Source organism: Gallibacterium salpingitidis (assembly GCF_030517105.1).
In the GTDB taxonomy this organism is placed as follows: Bacteria; Pseudomonadota; Gammaproteobacteria; order Enterobacterales; family Pasteurellaceae; genus Gallibacterium; species Gallibacterium salpingitidis.
In genome coordinates, this window is the sequence record NZ_CP103875.1 from 1,439,183 (window position 1) to 1,456,473 (window position 17,291).

Consider the following 17,291-nt stretch of genomic DNA (forward strand, 5'->3'; position numbering starts at 1 on the left):
TAAACATATGATTATAGAAATACCAACAACAAAACAAGTAAATGTAAAATATATAAAACTAGTAATCCCTATTAGATTTGGAGATGAAGATATTCCTTATGATTTTCCATTGCGCGATGGTGATCAATGGTGCGGAATAATTGATTTAGATACGTTTAAAATTGAAAACTGGCCAAAAAACTATCCAGCAAAAATGAATATGAAAATCTGTGATGATGGGGAATATTATTTATTGGATGAGAACAGAAATATCATTGGTACACTAGTTAATGATTACATTCCTCATTGCGTACCTAACAACTATGGAGATTATATTGATCTACATATTGACGAAGCAGGTAAAATCAAAAATATGCCTCACAAATTAATATTTGATCAGTTCTTTCGTAATGATAATGAATAATTATTAAACTTTCACAAACCAAAGCCACCTATAGGTGGCTTTTTTATTACCAAAAATAGGAGAAAACACTATGGCAAAAACTGATATTCACGAATTCATTTCAGAACTTGATGCAGGAATTTTTGAAAACAAATTAGCAACCGCTCTTTCTGAAGTTGCAATGGGTGCAATTACACACGACAAGGCAGGAAAAGTCGTTGTTGAATTCGCCATCAAAAAAATGGATAGCGATCAACCAGCCGTGCAAATCCAACATAAATTAAGTTATGTCAAACCAACAAAACGAGGTAAATCATCAGAAGAAGATACCACAGCAACACCAATGTATGTCCATAAAGGCGGTGCAATTTGTGCAACGCCAGACAAAGAACAAATGCCAATGTTCAAAGAAAGTGACGACCCAGCATTTGATAAAAAGTTAAAAGTAATGTAATCAAGGAGTAACTATGGAACAAACAAACTTAGAACAAATTAAAGATTTAGTGTTATCAAGTGTGCATATCGGTAACAGTGATTACCCGATTGCTATTTTACCTAAAGATGTCAATATCGTATCACTTGAAAAACATAATCAATTCCGTAATCAGTTTCGTGCAAAATTCAGCACATTTAACTTTGATAGCTTAGTTGCATACGCAAAGCTGCATAATCAAGATAATGCTAAATGCTTTATTGATGAACAAAATCTTAGTGCAGAGATTATTTTTGATGTTGGCACTTTAGAACAACCTCTTCATGCAACACACCGTGCATTACTCAATATGCAGAAAACAGCTGCTTATAGTGCATTATTAGATTTTCAAGGCAGACGACACGACCAACGTGCATTCTCTGAATGGTTAGAAGATTGGGGTGATTTTATTACACCATATACTGATAGTGAGGAGAAAATGTCTCTAACAAATGCAGTACAAGCAGTGCGTAAAATTACATTAGATTACGCACGCAATGAAGAACACGAAGTCAGCGATTTTGCCGCATCAAAATCAGCAATGGAAAGCGTAGAGGCTAAAAGCAAATTGCAAATGCCAAAATACTTTGTTTTTAATACCGAAACATACAAAGGATTAAGCTGCCAAGCATTTACGTTACGACTATCAATTTTAACTGGCGGAGATTATCCAATTTTAGTTGCACGATTAATTAAAATGGAACAGATACAAGAAGCCATTGCAAAAGAGTTTTCGGATAAGCTAACGAATGCACTTGATGGTACAGGTATTACTGTGAATATTGGGGAAATTGATATTTAACGTTAGTACTTACAACTAAGCCTAGCCATTGCTAGGCTTTTTTATGGAGATAATGCTATGGAAAACAAGATCACTTTACTCAGTAAAGAAAAAGTTATTAATATGACAACCCTAAGTTACCCGACTATTTGGCGAATGATGAAAAAAGGAGATTTTCCGAAAAGTGTTAGTGCATCAAATCGCCGTGTAGCTTGGCTCGCTAAGGATATTGAAAAATGGATCGAAGAAAGATCTTAGTACTAAATCCCTTCACCTCTAATCCACTCATCAACCTTATCCGCCCACGCTTGCATCATCTCACGCCTTTGTACTTCATATTCCGCCTTGTTGTACACGGCACGAACTCCTTGTTGTTCGTGGGCAAGAGATTTTTCAATCCAATCACTATTAAAGCCCATTTCGTGCAATAACGTTGAGCCAGTTCTACGTAAATCGTGGACCGTAAAATAATCAATTAGAGGTTTTTCACGGTTTATATATTTAATACAGTGATCAATTACTCGGTTAATAGAACTGTTCGCAATTGGTTTTCCTCTATTTGTTCTCCCTGGTAACAGATATGGCGAACCCTCAGAATAAATTTGAAAAGCAATAATTAAATCAAGCGCCTGTTCTGACAAATAAACATTGTGCGTCCGATTTGCTTTCATTCTTTCAGCTGGGATAGTCCATACTTTGTTTTTAAGATTAATCTCGTCCCAAGTCGCATTGATTAATTCCCCTTTTCGCACCAAAGTTAGCAAAATAAATTTTACCGCTTTGCGTAAAGCAAAATCAGACTGCATTTCATCCAAGGCATTAAAGAATAAATGGATTTCTCTCGGAGATAACACACGCTCGCGTTTTTTAAATGTGGCAATAGATGAATTAGAAATTTCATCGGCAGGATTAGTGTACTTATGCCCTCGAGCAATTGCATAACGATACACATTTGCGATCAAATCTCTTACAAAAATAGCTGTGGATGGAGCGCCTCTTTCTTTTATTTTTTCACAATGCCGCCGAATATCATCTGAGGTAATTTCTATCATCAATCTATTACCGAAAGTATTTTTGATATCTCGCTCATAAGTCGCAATACGTAATGCTTTTGTACTTTCTGCTAATCTAACATCTTCCAAATATCTTTCCGCAAAAGAAGAAAATCGTTCTGCGTTACGAATTTGATTTTTCGCATTACGTTTTTCAGCAGCGGGAGAAACTCCTTCACTGACTTGTTTCCGAGCAATCATCAATAGCTCTCTAGCTTTAGATAGATTAATTCCATCAACACCATACTTACCGATAGTCAAAGTTTCACGTCTTCCATTAATTCTATAGTCGTATCGAAAAACGATAGAGCCTGATGTTAATACCGCAACATAAAGTCCGTCACGATCAGCAACTTTATACAATTTCTCTTTAGGCTTCAAAGACTTGATTTTTGTATCAGTAAGCATAATATGTCTCCTAATATACCGTTATTAAGTTGACGGTATTTTTGATCTTTTTTAAGAGTTACGCAATATTATACCGACATTTATACCGCAAAAAAATTGATATAACTTGAAATACTATGAAATACATTGAAATGATAAAAGCCTTGCGTAACAAGGCTTTATCTTTATTTTGAAATATAGTGATATGTTATGAAATGTGAAGATTTTATTCCCACTCAATAGTTGCTGGTGGTTTTCCCGAAATATCGTAAGTAACACGAGAGATACCATTAATTTCATTAATGATACGGTTGGAAACTTTACCCAATAAATCATAAGGTAAATGCGCCCAATGTGCAGTCATAAAGTCGATAGTTTCTACTGCTCTTAATGACACAACCCAATCATATTTACGACCATCGCCCATTACACCAACTGATTTCACCGGTAAGAATACAGTAAAGGCTTGGCTTACTTTATGATACCAACCTGAATTGTGTAACTCTTCAATAAAGATTGCATCAGCACGACGTAATAGATCGCAATATTCTTTTTTCACTTCACCGAGTACGCGCACACCAAGACCCGGCCCCGGGAATGGATGGCGATAAAGCATATCGTATGGTAGGCCTAACGCTAAACCAATTTTACGTACTTCATCTTTAAATAACTCTTTTAACGGCTCAACTAGTCCTAATTTCATATAATCCGGTAAACCGCCAACATTGTGGTGTGATTTGATTACATGTGCCTTACCTGTTTTACTCGCTGCTGACTCAATCACATCTGGATAAATAGTACCTTGTGCCAACCATTTCACATTAGTGTGCTTATGTGATTCTTCATCAAACACATCAATAAAGACTTTACCAATGACCTTACGTTTTGCTTCTGGATCACTTACACCCGCTAATTCACCTAAGAAACGATCTTCTGCATTTACACGAGTAATGTTTAAGCCAAATTTATTGCCAAACATTTCCATAACTTGATCGCCTTCGTTTAAACGCAATAAACCGTTATCCACAAACACACAATGTAAATTATGACCAATCGCACGTTGTAATAATAAAGCGGTTACTGAAGAATCCACACCGCCAGAAAGTGCAAGAATCACTTCATCATTACCAACTTGTTGTTTAATACGAGCAACAGCATCTTCGATAATATTTTCCGCTGTCCAACGTTTTTCACATTGACAAATATCCACAACAAAGTTTTCTAATAATTCTAAACCTTTCTTAGAATGGGTTACTTCTGGGTGGAATTGCACACCATAAAAACGGCGCTCTTCATCAGCCATTGCAGCGATTGGGCAAGATTCTGTCGCAGCAGAAATATGGAATTGTGGTGGGATCTTAGTTACTTTATCACCATGGCTCATCCAAACATCTAATAATGGATTTCCTTGTGCAGAACGAGCATCTTCCAACGCATTAAATAATTTATCTTTTGTTAAAACTTCTACATTAGCATAGCCAAATTCACGTGTAGTTGAAGATTCAACTAAACCGCCTAATTGCATTGCCATTGTTTGCATACCATAACAAATACCTAACACTGGCACACCAGCATTAAAGACATATTCCGGCGCACGTGGGCTTCCCGTTTCAGTCGTACTTTCTGGACCACCAGAAAGAATAATTCCATTCGGCGCAAAATTACGAATATCCTCTTCCGCAACGTCCCACGCCCATAATTCACAATAAACGCCAATTTCACGAATACGACGCGCGATCAATTGCGTATATTGTGAACCAAAATCCAAAATTAAAATTTTATGTTGGTGAATGTTATTCATGTTGTTTCTCTAGTTGATTTAAAGGTAGTTATAGTTTGCTGATATTAAATCTGTTGTTGATGTATTTTCATCACGATAGCCAAAATTTCGTTCATATCTTTGCATAAATAATCTGCTAAAGATTGATCAATTATCATACGTTTTTCTTCATAGCCAATCACACGCAAGCCAGCACTTTTCGCTGCTTGCATGCCATAGAAAGAATCTTCTACGGCGACAGCATTTTCGGCACTAACACCTAATTTTTCTAAGGTATAACGGTAAATAGTTGGATCGGGTTTACTACGCTCAAAAATTTCACCGCTAACAATTAGATCAAACTGATCTTTGATACCGCAAGTCGATAAAATATTATTGATATGATTCATTCGTGATGATGAAGCCACTGCTAATTTTAGCTGATTTTGTTTAGCAAATTGGATAATTTTTTCAATATCCTGACGAAAAATAGAGCGGTAATCTACTTTGCTAAAAAGTTCAGTAAAAAAAGCATAATAACGAGTTCGAATTTCTTCTATAGATAATGACGAACCGCTTAATTTTTTAATAATTTTAGGAATTTCTCTTAATGACTGACCGACAACTTCAGAACGTTGTTCTAACGTAATTGGTTGATTAGGTTCTTTAATACTTTCAATAAACTGTTGCTGTAAATCAAACTCTACATATTCGGTATCAACGATAACACCGTCCATATCAAAGATAATTGCTTGTAGCATAGTTATTCCAAATACATTTGTTTAGCTGCATTTAAACTTTCGGCTAACTCAAGGACTTTATCTAGTAATTGCTGCATATCTTGTGCAGGATCACGATAAAAATAGTCAATGGTAAAAGTTAATGTTTTGCCTAACTGTCCAGCTATTGGTGGTAATGCTAACGCTCTAAGCTGCACACTCCAGCCACTTCTAGCAAGATCTCTTACCCACCAAGACAAAAACTCTAATGCCTTTAAACCATTTTTATCAGAATTAATAGCAAAATCTATTGAGATCAGAACTTCATCATCTAAACCGCCTTGTGTCCGCTGCAAACAGCCAAGCGGCAAATCAGCATAGACTGGTAATGAAAAATCATCACTTTTAAGATCAAATAGCATATGACGATTAACGCCAACTGTAGTAATACCCTCTATACTTTGTACAGCCAAGTGTAATTTTTTCACTGGTTCAGGTAAGGTATCATCTATTTCATTAGCATTTTCTAGATTCGTTTCTTCTTGACTCGCCAGTTTTGCTACAAATTCATTAATATTCATTAACGCTTTCCTTGAAAAATCATATTCAGATTTTGTATTTGATCGCACTGTTAAACAGTGCGATCACTTTTTTTACCCCATACGATAGTTAGGCGCTTCTTTGGTAATGGTTACATCGTGAACGTGGCTTTCTTTAATGCCTGCACCACTGATACGCACAAATTGCGCTTTAGTACGAAGTTCTTCGATAGTCGCACAGCCAGTTAAGCCCATACAAGAGCGTAATCCACCCATTTGTTGGTGAATAATTTCTTTTAAGAAACCTTTATAAGCGATACGTCCTTCAATACCTTCCGGAACCAATTTATCCGCTGCATTATCTGATTGGAAATAACGGTCTGATGAGCCTTTCGCCATTGCGCCTAATGATCCCATACCACGATAAGATTTAAAGGCACGACCTTGATATAACTCGATTTCTCCCGGTGCTTCTTCGGTACCTGCCAACATTGAGCCAACCATCACACAAGACGCACCCGCAGCAATCGCTTTAGCAATATCACCAGAGTAACGAATACCACCATCAGCAATCACAGGAATACCGCGATCTTTCAAGGCTTCTGCCGCATCAGCAATCGCCGTAATTTGTGGTACGCCCACCCCTGTCACAATACGAGTAGTACAGATAGAACCAGGTCCAATACCAATTTTCACAGCACTTGCGCCAGCATCTGCTAAAGCAATCGCCCCATCAGCAGTTGCTACATTACCGGCAATAATTTGTAAATCTGGATATTTTGCACGAGTTTCACGCACACGTTGTAACACTCCTTCAGAATGCCCATGTGATGAGTCAATCAATAATACATCAACGCCCGCTTTAACTAACGCATCAATACGTTCTTCATTACCTGGACCAGCACCCACTGCGGCACCAACACGTAAACGTCCAAATTCATCTTTACACGCATTTGGTTTTTGTTCCGACTTTTGGTAATCCTTGAGGGTAATCATTCCTTTTAATTTGAATTGATTATCTACTACTAATACTTTTTCAACACGATGACGGTGCATTAATTTGAAGATATGTTCACGATTTCCTGACTCACCTTCTGTCACAGTAACTAGGCGTTCTTTTGGAGTCATCACTTCTGTAACAGGCACAGATAAATCAGAAACAAAACGCGTATCACGCCCTGTCACAATACCTAATAAATCACCTTCTTCGGAAGTAACTGGATAGCCAGCAAATTTATTTTTCTTAGTTAGTTCAGCCACTTCGGCAAGGGTTGCTGTTGGACGTACAGTAATCGGATCATTGACAATACCGCTTTCAAATTTTTTCACTTTACGTACACGATCAGCTTGACGTTCAATACTCATATTTTTATGAATAAAACCAATCCCGCCTTCTTGCGCTAACGCAATCGCCATTTTTGCTTCTGTAACGGTATCCATTGCTGCTGACAAAATTGGAATATTTAAACGGATTTTTTGAGTAAGTTGGGTTGAAAGATTTGCCGTATTGGGTAATACGGTGGAGTGTGCAGGAACAAGAAGAACATCATCAAAAGTGAGGGCCTCTTTAATTACTCTAAGCATTGCAATATCTCTCTATTGTTAAAGTTAATGAATCAAATAGGTGAAAAATATTGCGGCGGAATTATACAGACTTTTTTCTTACTTGAAAATGACTTTTCCAGAAAATGAGCAAACGATTACATAGGTAATTTCTATCATTCGCTCCTATTCAATTTGAGCTATAATATTCACAAATTTTTTAGACATAGAATGGAGTTATTTATGACTGTACAAACAGGTATTTTATTTGAAAATTGTAAAGCTGCAATTTATCTTGAAGCAAAAATTGAAGACTATTCCGCCATTGCCCAAGCCTGCAAAGAGTTCGTTAAAGCGACCCAATCATTACAACAAAAACACCCTGATGCACACATTCATAGTGTGGTTGCATTTGGCTATGATGCATGGCGTAAACTTTCAAACGCAGCTGATGCCCAAGAACTCAAGCCATTTGTGCAATTAGGTAAGGGTAATTTGGCTGCGCCAGCAACACAACGTGATTTATTGATTCATATCCTTTCACTACGTCATGATGTAAATTTCACATTGGCACAATTAGTTCTCAAAATTTTTGCCCAAGCAATCAGAGTTGATGAAGAAATTCATGGTTTCCGTTGGGTTGAAGATCGCGATCTAACTGGTTTTATTGATGGTACTGAAAACCCTTCTGGCGAAGAACGTCGTAGAGAAATTGGCTTCGTTGCTGATGGCATTGATAAAGATGGCAGCTATGTATTCACCCAACGTTGGGAACATCAATTAGATAAATGGGAAAAACTTGATCAGCATAAACAAGAGCAAGTTATTGGACGTACTAAACCAGATAGCGTTGAATTAGATGAGGTGCCGCCAACTTCTCATGTTGGACGTGTTGATTTAAAAGAGAATGGCAAAGGTTTAAAAATTATTCGTCAAAGCCTTCCTTATGGTACTGCAAGCGGCAAACATGGGCTTTATTTTATCTCTTACTGCGGCACATTACACAATATAGAACAACAATTGCTCAGTATGTTCGGTGAAATTGATGGTAAAACTGATCGCTTATTAGGATTTACAAAACCAGTGACTGGAAGTTATTATTTTGCACCATCATTGGAACGTTTAGTAAATCTATAAAATCACTTTTTATTTGCCAAAAAGAGGTGCCAAATGCTCGAATTTTTATCTAGCCCACAATTTGAAATTTTTGACAATGTCTTGGATGTTATTGGCCCTCTTCTTGGCGGTGGTGCATTATTTCTGGTGCAACAAACTATTAAACACAAAGAAGATAATCAAAAATCTGCTGATGAAATAAAAGGTGAAATTTACTATTACACACGTTTAGCCAGAATAAATATTCTTACTGAAACTAGAAAAACTAAATTTAGTACCTTACAACTTAATGATCTTGACGGCATATACCAATCAATCCGCGATTATCAAGAGTTAATTGAAAGTTCTTATATTCTGCCTTTTGTTAAGGTTTGCGTAAAATACAATACTCTTAAAAAACATAAAAAAATTCATAAATATTTTATGGATATCGTGAACCGACAAGACAATTTTAATTCTCTTATTCGCCAAAAAGAGGAACACATTAAAAATCTATCAGAAGTTCAAATTGCTGATTTTAGGAAAGAAATGCTTTCTCTATTATTAGAAGAATCACAAGCTTTATCGAACCTCTTTAAAAATGTTGAAGAGTTATTATTAAAAAATTCAGCATAATATCAGTATGATAGGTAGGCTAACTGAGCATTATCAGTACACCCTACCCTTTCTCTTTATGAGAAATTTTGCTAGAATAAAGCCGTTTTTTTGGGGCTGATCTAGGATTCGACGGGATTAGCGAAGCCCAAGGTGCATGTCGAGGTGCGGTAGGCCTCGTAAATAAACCGCAAAACAATAGTCGCAAACGACGAACAATTTGCTTTAGCAGCTTAATAACCTGCCTTAAAGCCTTATCTCCTCAGCTTCCGCTCGTAAGACGAGGGTTCAGATAAGTCATCCTAAACGAGATCGTGTGGAAGCCGCCGCTTGAGGATCGAAACACTAAATTAAATCAAGCTAGCTTATTTATCGCGTGTCTGTCCGCAGTGAGTAAGTGAAATTAAAGACTAGACTAAACATGTAGTGCTGAAGGTAGAGGAATTTCGGACGGGGGTTCAACTCCCCCCAGCTCCACCAAATTTAATATCACTGTGATACAACTATAATAATAAAATCAATGATTTATTAAATTTATATTTGATTTAATATCACAGTAATATAACTTAAAATGATCCGTATCTGATCCGCAGGTAAAAGAGAGAGATAAACAATCACTCTTTTTTTAAAATCACATAACATTTCACATATTTTGTCTATTAAGACTTTTATTTTTTCTGACACAAGCCTTACTTACTATAAATAATAGCAGCATTAATTTTTAACCATCATTAAGATGATGAATAAAGCTGCCATAAAGGCAGCTTTGAAAAAGGACGTACCGTTGCCTCATTGACCTTAATTCTTTACTGCCGTATAGGCAGCATATGACATAAATCCGCATCAGAAAAGGCTTTATCGCAATTTTACGTTCCGAAACTCTTTCTTATCTTAAAATTATTTTAACTTGTAAAACAATAAGATAAGATTTTATTTCGGAACAGCTTTTAGAATATAAAATGCTAAATTTAATAATGTGACAGGGTTAAAAAATAGAGTTATCCAGTCTCTTTATGCTTGTTAGTAGGAATGATAAAATATTTGATAATATAACAACAAAAAATGTAACAAATGAATTTAAGTTGCTTTCATAACTTAGAAATATAAGTTTCATAAGACAAAAAACAATTTCTTATTGTGACCAAATAATTCCAAACAAATTAAATGAGAAGTAATATGAATTATATAAGCTTTTTTAGCGGTGCTTTAGGACTAGACCTAGGATTGGAAAAACAGGGTTAACCCCTTTGATGTATTGTGAAAACAATAAATATTGTCGTCAGACAATTGAGTTAAATAGACCAGATATCCCTTTAATTGATGATATAAAAAATGGGGCTGAAGTAGATTAGCGTTAAATCTGACACCATTTCCGCAGGATTTTGAGCTGTTGAGATGGTGTCCCATAATTGAAACGAAACTCACATTCTTTCAAAAAAAGAGGGAAAGATTTTCGATCAATTCCATTATACTTTCTTAGCACACGCTTTGCTTGATTCCAAAAATTCTCTATCCCATTAATGTGATTTCGCCGCTCAGCAAAATGAGTACTGTGGTTAATTCTATAATGCGTAAACTCACTAACATCTAGCACATCATAGCTATGATAACAATCTGTATAAACAATGCTATCTGGTTGTATTTTCTTTTTAATAACAGTAAGTAAGGTATCAGTCTTAGTGTTTTGTACAGTTACTGTGTAAACTTTTCCATGGCGTTTAAGCATGCCAAACACCACCATTTTACCAGCTGCACCCCGACCTCTTTTCCCTTTTCGCACACCACCAAAATAGCTTTCATCTAACTCTACTTCGCCATCGAAAAGTTCATGTGCTTGTAGTGCTAAATGATGGCTGATAACGAGACGAATTTTTCGATAAAACAAGATGGCAGTATTGGCTTGAATGCCAAGCAAATCTGCTGCTGATCGTGCTGTTACTTCTAATACAAAAAATTCAAGCAGTTTTCTTTGTATAGATTTCTTTAGTTTACAATTGGTTATCTTCATTTTTGTAGCTTAGCATAAGTGCTAATCTACTTCAGCCCCTAAAAAATTATAATTCTAAAGATATTTTGAATATAGTAAAAAATCAAAATGTCGATCTGATTGTTGGTGGGCCTCCTTGTCAAGCATTCTCAACTGCAGGCGCAAGAAAATCATTTGAGGATGAAAGAGATTTTTAGGATTGAATTTGATACTGATTTGCTAAGGACATCACTACATAAGTAAACAAGAACAAACTTAACTAACTACTGCCACTTTACTTTCCTTGAAATCGAAAGATAACAAATCATGAAAATTAAGGCATTTTGTCCACAATATGTCTAAATAAAAAAACCGAAATGTAATTAAATTACACCTCGGCTATTAGAATCTTAATTATAACTCTATTGATGAGGACGCTCCCACGATAAAACATATGTATATCCTGCTTTAGGGTTTACGACAAGGGTAGAATAACTCTTTGATAAATTATCAAATTTAACATTAGATATAATATTTTTACACCCTTTTGGTTTTGCCGTTTCATAACAGGTTAAATTTGCAGTTTTACAGTAGTAATCTTCTTTTGCGTGTAATAATTCAACTCTAAAATGAATAGATTTTATAGGTTCATTTACTGTTTGTGATAAAAATGGTTCAGACTTTTCATCACTATCATCTATATCCATTAAAATGTGAACAACTTCACAAGAGTTATACAATAATGTTTCTTTAAATTCTAACGGAACTACATTTCTTATTTGACCATCATCATTTTCTTTTTCTTTAATAACACCAACCTTTTGCATATTAGAAGAAACTGTTGGCAATTTTGAACCAGTCCAATAAAAATCATGTTCAAAAGAATTTTTAAACGATTGTTTTATTTGGATATGCCTAAAGATCTCATATTGAATACGCTTTCCATCAGAAGTTGAATATCTAGCAAAAGTAGCAATAGGCAAATACCCTCTAGGATATCGCCTATTCAACGCCTGTTTTGTGACTAAATATATTCTAAAAAATAAAAATAAGACGAGGGCTATTGTAAGCCAAAAAATAATCTGCGTTTTAACAATATCATTGAATAAATCAGTGAACGCAACACCAATAACGCCCAATAAAGAACTAACTGGACCAATAATATTGAAAAACCATGATACATATTTATTAACTTGCATCTCCACCCATAGCGTTTCTCCTGATAGTTAACTTTGAAATGAAAAAAGCCTGTCTAGAATTTCTAGACAAGCCATACCAATTCATTTCACAATTTGTTATAAAGAACAATAAAAAAATTTATACAAATTAACAACTTACTTTTTGTCAATATTGTAATAGCTCTCCAATTATTTTATTCAAAAACTGCATTCAAAGCAATTCATTTAATGTAAAAAAATCATTTATTGCATTTGAATTTTTTAATCACACAAAACAAAGCCCACAATTAAGTGGGCTTTCTGTACCTAATTTAATAAATGATCTACTGCTTTAATCAGTGTTAGTTTTTCACTATTACTTCGGATAAAGTGTTTTGCTTTTGTCATTACTTGTTCAAGAGGATGTTTAAGATTATGGAGATATTGTCCACCTATCTTAGTATTTATTTCCTCTATAAGAGCTGGATATTGAGATAACTTCTCTTGCATCTCATAAGCATTGTAGTGATCCACTAATTTAACAGTCCCTGATAGGTTGTTTTGCGAAAACGGGTGGTAATCCCTGATTGTAAGCATGAGGACGAACAGTATTATAATAAAATACATAATTCTTAATGTCCTCCTTCGCTGCCGACAATGAAGCATAACCCCCTTTTAACATCCATTCATATTTAAAACTTCTAAACCAACGCTCCATCGGCGCATTGTCCCAACAATTACCTCGACGACTCATACTCTGGATTAATCCATGACGTTTCACACATTGCGTAAAGGGATAACTCCGATAAACACTCCCTTGGTCTGAATGAAATATCATCTCTTTTGTCCTTGCTGTCGTTAGCATCGCATGATTTAATGCCTCTACCACTAAATCTGCATTATGCTCTCTTTGCAATCGCCAACCGACTACTTGACGATGAGCTAAATTCAGCACAACTGCAAGATAATGCCATTCTCCATTCACCTTAAGATAGGTTGTATCACCACACAATACGGTGGTTTGGGCATCTGGAGTAAATTGGCGGTTTAACAGATGATTAAATGGCATCGTTTGTCCCTCAGCAAATGGATAAGAATAACGTTTCTTCGGTTGTTTACTCTCTAAACCTTGTTGCTTCATCAATTTACGGATAAGCGCTAATCCTACCTTAATCCCTTTATGCTGTAATCTCGCTTTCAATGTCCGTTTACCTGCTGAACCTCGACTTTCATCAAATAATGCCTTTATTTCTAACGATAAACGTCCATATTTGTTTGGCTTGCTACCCTGTCTTAACTGGGCATAATAGGCACTTTCTGATACCTCAAACAACGCACACACCCGTTTGATACCATACGATTTTAATGCCTTTATCGCTTGGTAGCGGCGTTGTCGAGAGACATAAAAATCGCTGTAGCCTTTTTTAGGATTTCTTTGTCCTCTTCGAGTATTTTTATCCGTTTCTCCAGTTCCCGTATGCGTTGTTGTTCGGGGGATATCGGCTTGCTGCCTGGTAATACATAACCTTGTTGTTCTGCTTGTACTTGTTTTACCCAACGACGTAATGCCGTTTCTCCTATCCCTAATTCCAAGCACGCTTGTGGGATGGAATAACCTTGTTCGGTCACCAATTTTACTGCCGCAGCTTTATATTCTGGGCTAAATGTTCTTCTCATTAAATTGTCCTCTTTTTGTGATAGTTTACCACCTATTGAGGACTGCGGAATTAGTCTACCACTACATACATTCCCTTAAATTTAGTTTTTATACTTAAATTTTCTAATAGCTTCAATAAGATCTGGCAATCTCCATACAGTAATCATACATACTGCAAAAAAGGTCAAAGCAAAGGTTGTTTCCCATAAACCATATCTCATAACATACTCCTTGAACAAAGGTAAACTTAAAGTTAAAACATCCTTAATCATAGAATCCCTCTTTACTTTTTGATGAATAGTTTTATCAGCTGTTATAGAAATATTTTGCTATACAAATTAGCTCAATAACTGCTGAACTATTTCAGCATTGCTGCTATGTAATGTAGTATTACACAGCTACCAAATATTTTGCTTTTAAAGTCCTTTAAAGATTTCTCTAGATATTGGAAAAGTAATAATAAAAAATATACCTTGTTAAACTTTATTTCTTGCTAACTCTTAAAGAGGAACCTATGCATATCACCCCAATGCAAATCACTGATTATGATGCTGTTTATCAATTATGGTTATCTTGTAAAGGTATGGGATTAAATGATCTCGATGATTCACAAGAAGGCATCACTCGTTTTCTACAAAGAAATCCTGATACCTGCTTTGTGGCGAAAATTGAACAAAAAATTGTGGGTGTTATTTTAGCTGGAAACGATGGACGTAGAGGTTATATCTATCATACTGCTGTTGCTCCAAATTATCGCAATCAAGGTATTGCTACTATGATGGTAGAGAAAGTTTTACAGCAGTTTCAGCAATTGAAAATTCATAAAGTAGCATTGCTCGTCTTTACCCATAATCAACAAGGCAATCGCTTCTGGGAGAAATTGGGCTTTACATTGCGAAATGATGTGAATTATCGCAATAAAAGTTTGGTAGAGCTGGTCAGAATTGATACCTAAGTACCAATTCTGACCGTTGTTAATGAAAATTTAAGATGCCTTAAATTCAATCTCTTTTTGATAATCTGAATACAATGTTGGTAATGTTTTAGCAATTGCTTCTAATTGTTTCACTAACGGTAAGAAATTTGCTACTCCTTGCTCCAATACGCTTTGTTGCTGTAATTGATGCAATAATTCACTAATTTCCTGTATCGCTTGTGCAAATTCTTGTTCTTGCAATTGATCAAAGCTATCTAATACAGTAATAATCCGTCGTGAAATTGGATAAAGATGGATCAACATCTGTGTACTGAGCTTGGTTGTATCCATTTGCGAGCGGAATGTCGCTAATGCCGCAATATAACTTAATAATGAATAATTTAATTTTAATAATTCAAAACCATTATTTAGACGGCTCTTATCTTTATAGCCTTGATAATTCAAATTAGACACAGCAGTATTTAATGCTGTCGCATTATCATGAGCCTGACGACGAATAATCCGATATTTCAGATCATTATGATTACCAAATTGTAATTGCACCATTATCGTCAATAAATAACGTGCATTACTTTTCAGCGCATTAATTAAAGTATATTTTAAGCGTAAATATTTCCAATCCGGCCATAGATAAGACACTGCCAAACCAGCAATAAAACAGCCGATAATGGTATCAATCGCTCTTGGTAAAGTTGCTGATGCAATATCAACACCAATAATATTAAAGCTCATCAATACTTGAATCGTAATGAAAAATGTCGAGAAACTATAATTATTGGTTCTAAAGAAGAAAAATAAGGTACTCGCTATTACCACAATACCCAATTTACTTTCTAAGCTTGTTGTAAAATATGGCATTAAAGATCCTACCAACACCCCTAAAATAGTACCAATAATCCGCTGTTTAAGCCTTGCTTGCGTCGTAGTGTAATTTGGCTGACAGACAAAAACTGCTGTCAATAAAATCCAATACCCACGTTCAATTGGTACATTATTTGCAATTAAACAACAAACAGTCACAACAATTGTTAAACGCACTGCATGACGAAATAATTGCGACTCAAAGGTGCATTGATTTTTAATGACGCGAAAAATATTAGCTAAACCAGTAATACGATCTTGATGAATACGCCAATTAACACTATTGCTTTCGGCTTCTTTTACTTTTACATCCAAATGTGAGAGTTGCTGTTCTATTTTATGTAAGCTCTCTAACAATACTGATAAATTCGCAATATGTTCTGATTCTGGTGAGTTCGCTTTAAAATGTGCAAAAGATTGTTCCAGTTCCAACATCGCGTGCTTAACCTTACCGTAATAAATAAAGGCTTGATTACGTTGTAAAGTTTTCGCAAATGCACGACAAGTTTTCGCTTGTAATTCAATTAAATAGCGAATTCTAAAAATTAAATCACTATACTTAAGATCAGCTAATAACTCGGCATAATTAAAATAATTGGAATTAATTCGTTCATGAATATCTTGTGCAATAAAATAACTGTTGATCATTTTCAATGTTGTATGTTGCACATAACTTCCTGTTGAACGATAGAACAAAGCACTGCGGCAAAGATTAAACGCTTGAATAACCTTACTATTCGCCATAACTAGTGCCGTTTGGTTATGATCTAAATCGTGTTCACGATTATCCGGATTAAAAAATTCGGCTTTAGTTTGTAAGTAATCCGCAAGTGCAAGATAAGCATTCGCCAAATTTTCTTGTGCTGGACGTAACGGGAACAGCAAGTAGATCGCCATCGTTAATAGGCTATATAACGAAGTACCGACCAGAATCAAAATTGGATTAACAAACCAAACCTGTTCAGGGTTATAAGCAAGAATAGTGTAAAGTGCCACCACCAAACTACCGAAAGCAATCGTGTTATAGCGTTGCCCAATTGCGCCTAACATCGTGAAGAAAAACGTGAGTAACGCCATGATCAAAATAAATAAATAATGATCAACAAAGGTAATTTGGATCACTAAAGAAGAAATCGAGAAAGCAATTAACGTGTAAAAAAGATTTTTTAAACGTCCGCTTAACCGATTATCTAAATCGACTAGTCCGCCAGCAATAGTTCCCAGAATTAAAGGCATACTTACTGATGAAATATCAAAATACCAAACAATAATGGAAACTATATTGACGGCAAGAAAGATAGGAATAACAGCTAAAATTTTACTGTTTAACCAAGTCGTATTAATTCGTTCTAAAAACAGCTTGAACATCA

General features: G+C 35.5%; 18 protein-coding genes and 1 other RNA gene. 9 read left to right on the forward strand and 10 right to left on the reverse strand.

The annotated features are described in order from the left end of the window. Positions 1 to 7: 7 nt before the first annotated feature. The 4 genes from NYR30_RS06910 to NYR30_RS06925 all read left to right on the forward strand — a co-directional run bounded on the left by NYR30_RS06910 (position 8) and on the right by NYR30_RS06925 (position 1,893). Complete coding sequence (locus tag NYR30_RS06910) at positions 8 to 403, forward strand: hypothetical protein (protein ID WP_302500328.1); 396 nt, start codon at positions 8 to 10, stop codon at positions 401 to 403. Positions 404 to 473: 70 nt separating this feature from the next. Beyond that, complete coding sequence (locus NYR30_RS06915; protein WP_039081051.1) at positions 474 to 836, forward strand: YfdP family phage-associated protein; 363 nt, start codon at positions 474 to 476, stop codon at positions 834 to 836. A 13-nt stretch (positions 837 to 849) separates the two neighbouring features. Then, on the forward strand, positions 850 to 1,656 hold the full coding sequence (locus NYR30_RS06920; protein ID WP_302500329.1) for a DUF2303 family protein: 807 nt from the start codon (positions 850 to 852) through the stop codon (positions 1,654 to 1,656). Positions 1,657 to 1,713: 57 nt separating this feature from the next. Continuing rightward, positions 1,714 to 1,893 (forward strand): helix-turn-helix transcriptional regulator, encoded by a 180-nt coding sequence (locus NYR30_RS06925; protein WP_302500330.1) that lies wholly within the window; start codon positions 1,714 to 1,716, stop codon positions 1,891 to 1,893. Between the two features lie 2 nt (positions 1,894 to 1,895). Here the strand turns inward: NYR30_RS06925 and NYR30_RS06930 are convergent, their stop codons facing one another. The 5 genes from NYR30_RS06930 to guaB all read right to left on the reverse strand — a co-directional run bounded on the left by NYR30_RS06930 (position 1,896) and on the right by guaB (position 7,675). Continuing rightward, on the reverse strand, positions 1,896 to 3,095 hold the full coding sequence (locus tag NYR30_RS06930) for a tyrosine-type recombinase/integrase (protein ID WP_302500331.1): 1,200 nt from the start codon (positions 3,093 to 3,095) through the stop codon (positions 1,896 to 1,898). Positions 3,096 to 3,300: 205 nt separating this feature from the next. Next, on the reverse strand, positions 3,301 to 4,875 hold the full coding sequence (gene guaA, locus NYR30_RS06935) for a glutamine-hydrolyzing GMP synthase (protein WP_066111950.1): 1,575 nt from the start codon (positions 4,873 to 4,875) through the stop codon (positions 3,301 to 3,303). A gap of 44 nt (positions 4,876 to 4,919) precedes the next feature. After that, positions 4,920 to 5,594 carry an HAD family hydrolase gene (locus NYR30_RS06940; RefSeq protein ID WP_066421797.1) on the reverse strand — a complete coding sequence of 225 codons (675 nt, stop codon included), beginning with the start codon at positions 5,592 to 5,594 and terminating at the stop codon, positions 4,920 to 4,922. A gap of 2 nt (positions 5,595 to 5,596) precedes the next feature. Further along, a complete protein-coding gene (locus tag NYR30_RS06945) occupies positions 5,597 to 6,133 on the reverse strand; it encodes a hypothetical protein (protein WP_197495453.1) in 537 nt (178 codons plus the stop codon). 72 nt (positions 6,134 to 6,205) lie between these two features. Further along, positions 6,206 to 7,675, reverse strand: coding sequence for an IMP dehydrogenase (gene guaB, locus NYR30_RS06950; protein ID WP_066108276.1), 1,470 nt, complete (start codon positions 7,673 to 7,675; stop codon positions 6,206 to 6,208). A gap of 201 nt (positions 7,676 to 7,876) precedes the next feature. Here guaB and NYR30_RS06955 point away from each other — a divergent pair, with 201 nt between their 5' ends. The 3 genes from NYR30_RS06955 to ssrA all read left to right on the forward strand — a co-directional run bounded on the left by NYR30_RS06955 (position 7,877) and on the right by ssrA (position 9,823). After that, positions 7,877 to 8,770 carry a Dyp-type peroxidase gene (locus tag NYR30_RS06955; RefSeq protein WP_066421794.1) on the forward strand — a complete coding sequence of 298 codons (894 nt, stop codon included), beginning with the start codon at positions 7,877 to 7,879 and terminating at the stop codon, positions 8,768 to 8,770. A 33-nt stretch (positions 8,771 to 8,803) separates the two neighbouring features. Next, a complete protein-coding gene (locus tag NYR30_RS06960) occupies positions 8,804 to 9,364 on the forward strand; it encodes a hypothetical protein (protein ID WP_066111956.1) in 561 nt (186 codons plus the stop codon). A gap of 92 nt (positions 9,365 to 9,456) precedes the next feature. Then, positions 9,457 to 9,823: a transfer-messenger RNA gene (ssrA, locus tag NYR30_RS06965) on the forward strand. A gap of 874 nt (positions 9,824 to 10,697) precedes the next feature. Here ssrA and NYR30_RS06970 read toward each other — a convergent pair. Next, the gene (locus NYR30_RS06970) at positions 10,698 to 11,351 is read right to left on the reverse strand and encodes an IS1595 family transposase (RefSeq protein WP_115241497.1); all 654 of its coding nucleotides are present in this window, start codon (positions 11,349 to 11,351) and stop codon (positions 10,698 to 10,700) included. Between the two features lie 62 nt (positions 11,352 to 11,413). On the opposite strand from NYR30_RS06970, the gene NYR30_RS06975 reads away from it, so the two are divergent. Beyond that, positions 11,414 to 11,527, forward strand: a complete 114-nt coding sequence (locus NYR30_RS06975; RefSeq protein ID WP_437125215.1) for a DNA cytosine methyltransferase — start codon at positions 11,414 to 11,416, stop codon at positions 11,525 to 11,527. 204 nt (positions 11,528 to 11,731) lie between these two features. On the opposite strand, the gene NYR30_RS06980 is transcribed toward NYR30_RS06975, so the two are convergent. From NYR30_RS06980 to NYR30_RS06990, 3 genes are all read right to left on the reverse strand, one after another. After that, positions 11,732 to 12,508, reverse strand: coding sequence for a hypothetical protein (locus tag NYR30_RS06980; RefSeq protein ID WP_066111412.1), 777 nt, complete (start codon positions 12,506 to 12,508; stop codon positions 11,732 to 11,734). A gap of 496 nt (positions 12,509 to 13,004) precedes the next feature. Continuing rightward, entirely contained in the window at positions 13,005 to 13,841 is an 837-nt protein-coding gene (locus NYR30_RS06985) for an IS3 family transposase (protein ID WP_302502438.1), read from the reverse strand. Beyond that, positions 13,838 to 14,143: a transposase gene (locus tag NYR30_RS06990; protein WP_302500332.1), complete on the reverse strand. Its 306-nt coding sequence runs from the start codon at positions 14,141 to 14,143 to the stop codon at positions 13,838 to 13,840. The genes NYR30_RS06985 and NYR30_RS06990 overlap by 4 nt, the downstream gene beginning before the upstream one ends. Positions 14,144 to 14,637: 494 nt before the next feature. Here NYR30_RS06990 and NYR30_RS06995 point away from each other — a divergent pair, with 494 nt between their 5' ends. Then, a complete protein-coding gene (locus tag NYR30_RS06995) occupies positions 14,638 to 15,078 on the forward strand; it encodes a GNAT family N-acetyltransferase (RefSeq protein WP_302500333.1) in 441 nt (146 codons plus the stop codon). Positions 15,079 to 15,108: 30 nt separating this feature from the next. Here NYR30_RS06995 and yccS read toward each other — a convergent pair whose 3' ends face one another. Continuing rightward, positions 15,109 to 17,289, reverse strand: coding sequence for a YccS family putative transporter (gene yccS / locus NYR30_RS07000; RefSeq protein ID WP_302502456.1), 2,181 nt, complete (start codon positions 17,287 to 17,289; stop codon positions 15,109 to 15,111). Between the last annotated feature and the right edge of the window lie 2 nt (positions 17,290 to 17,291).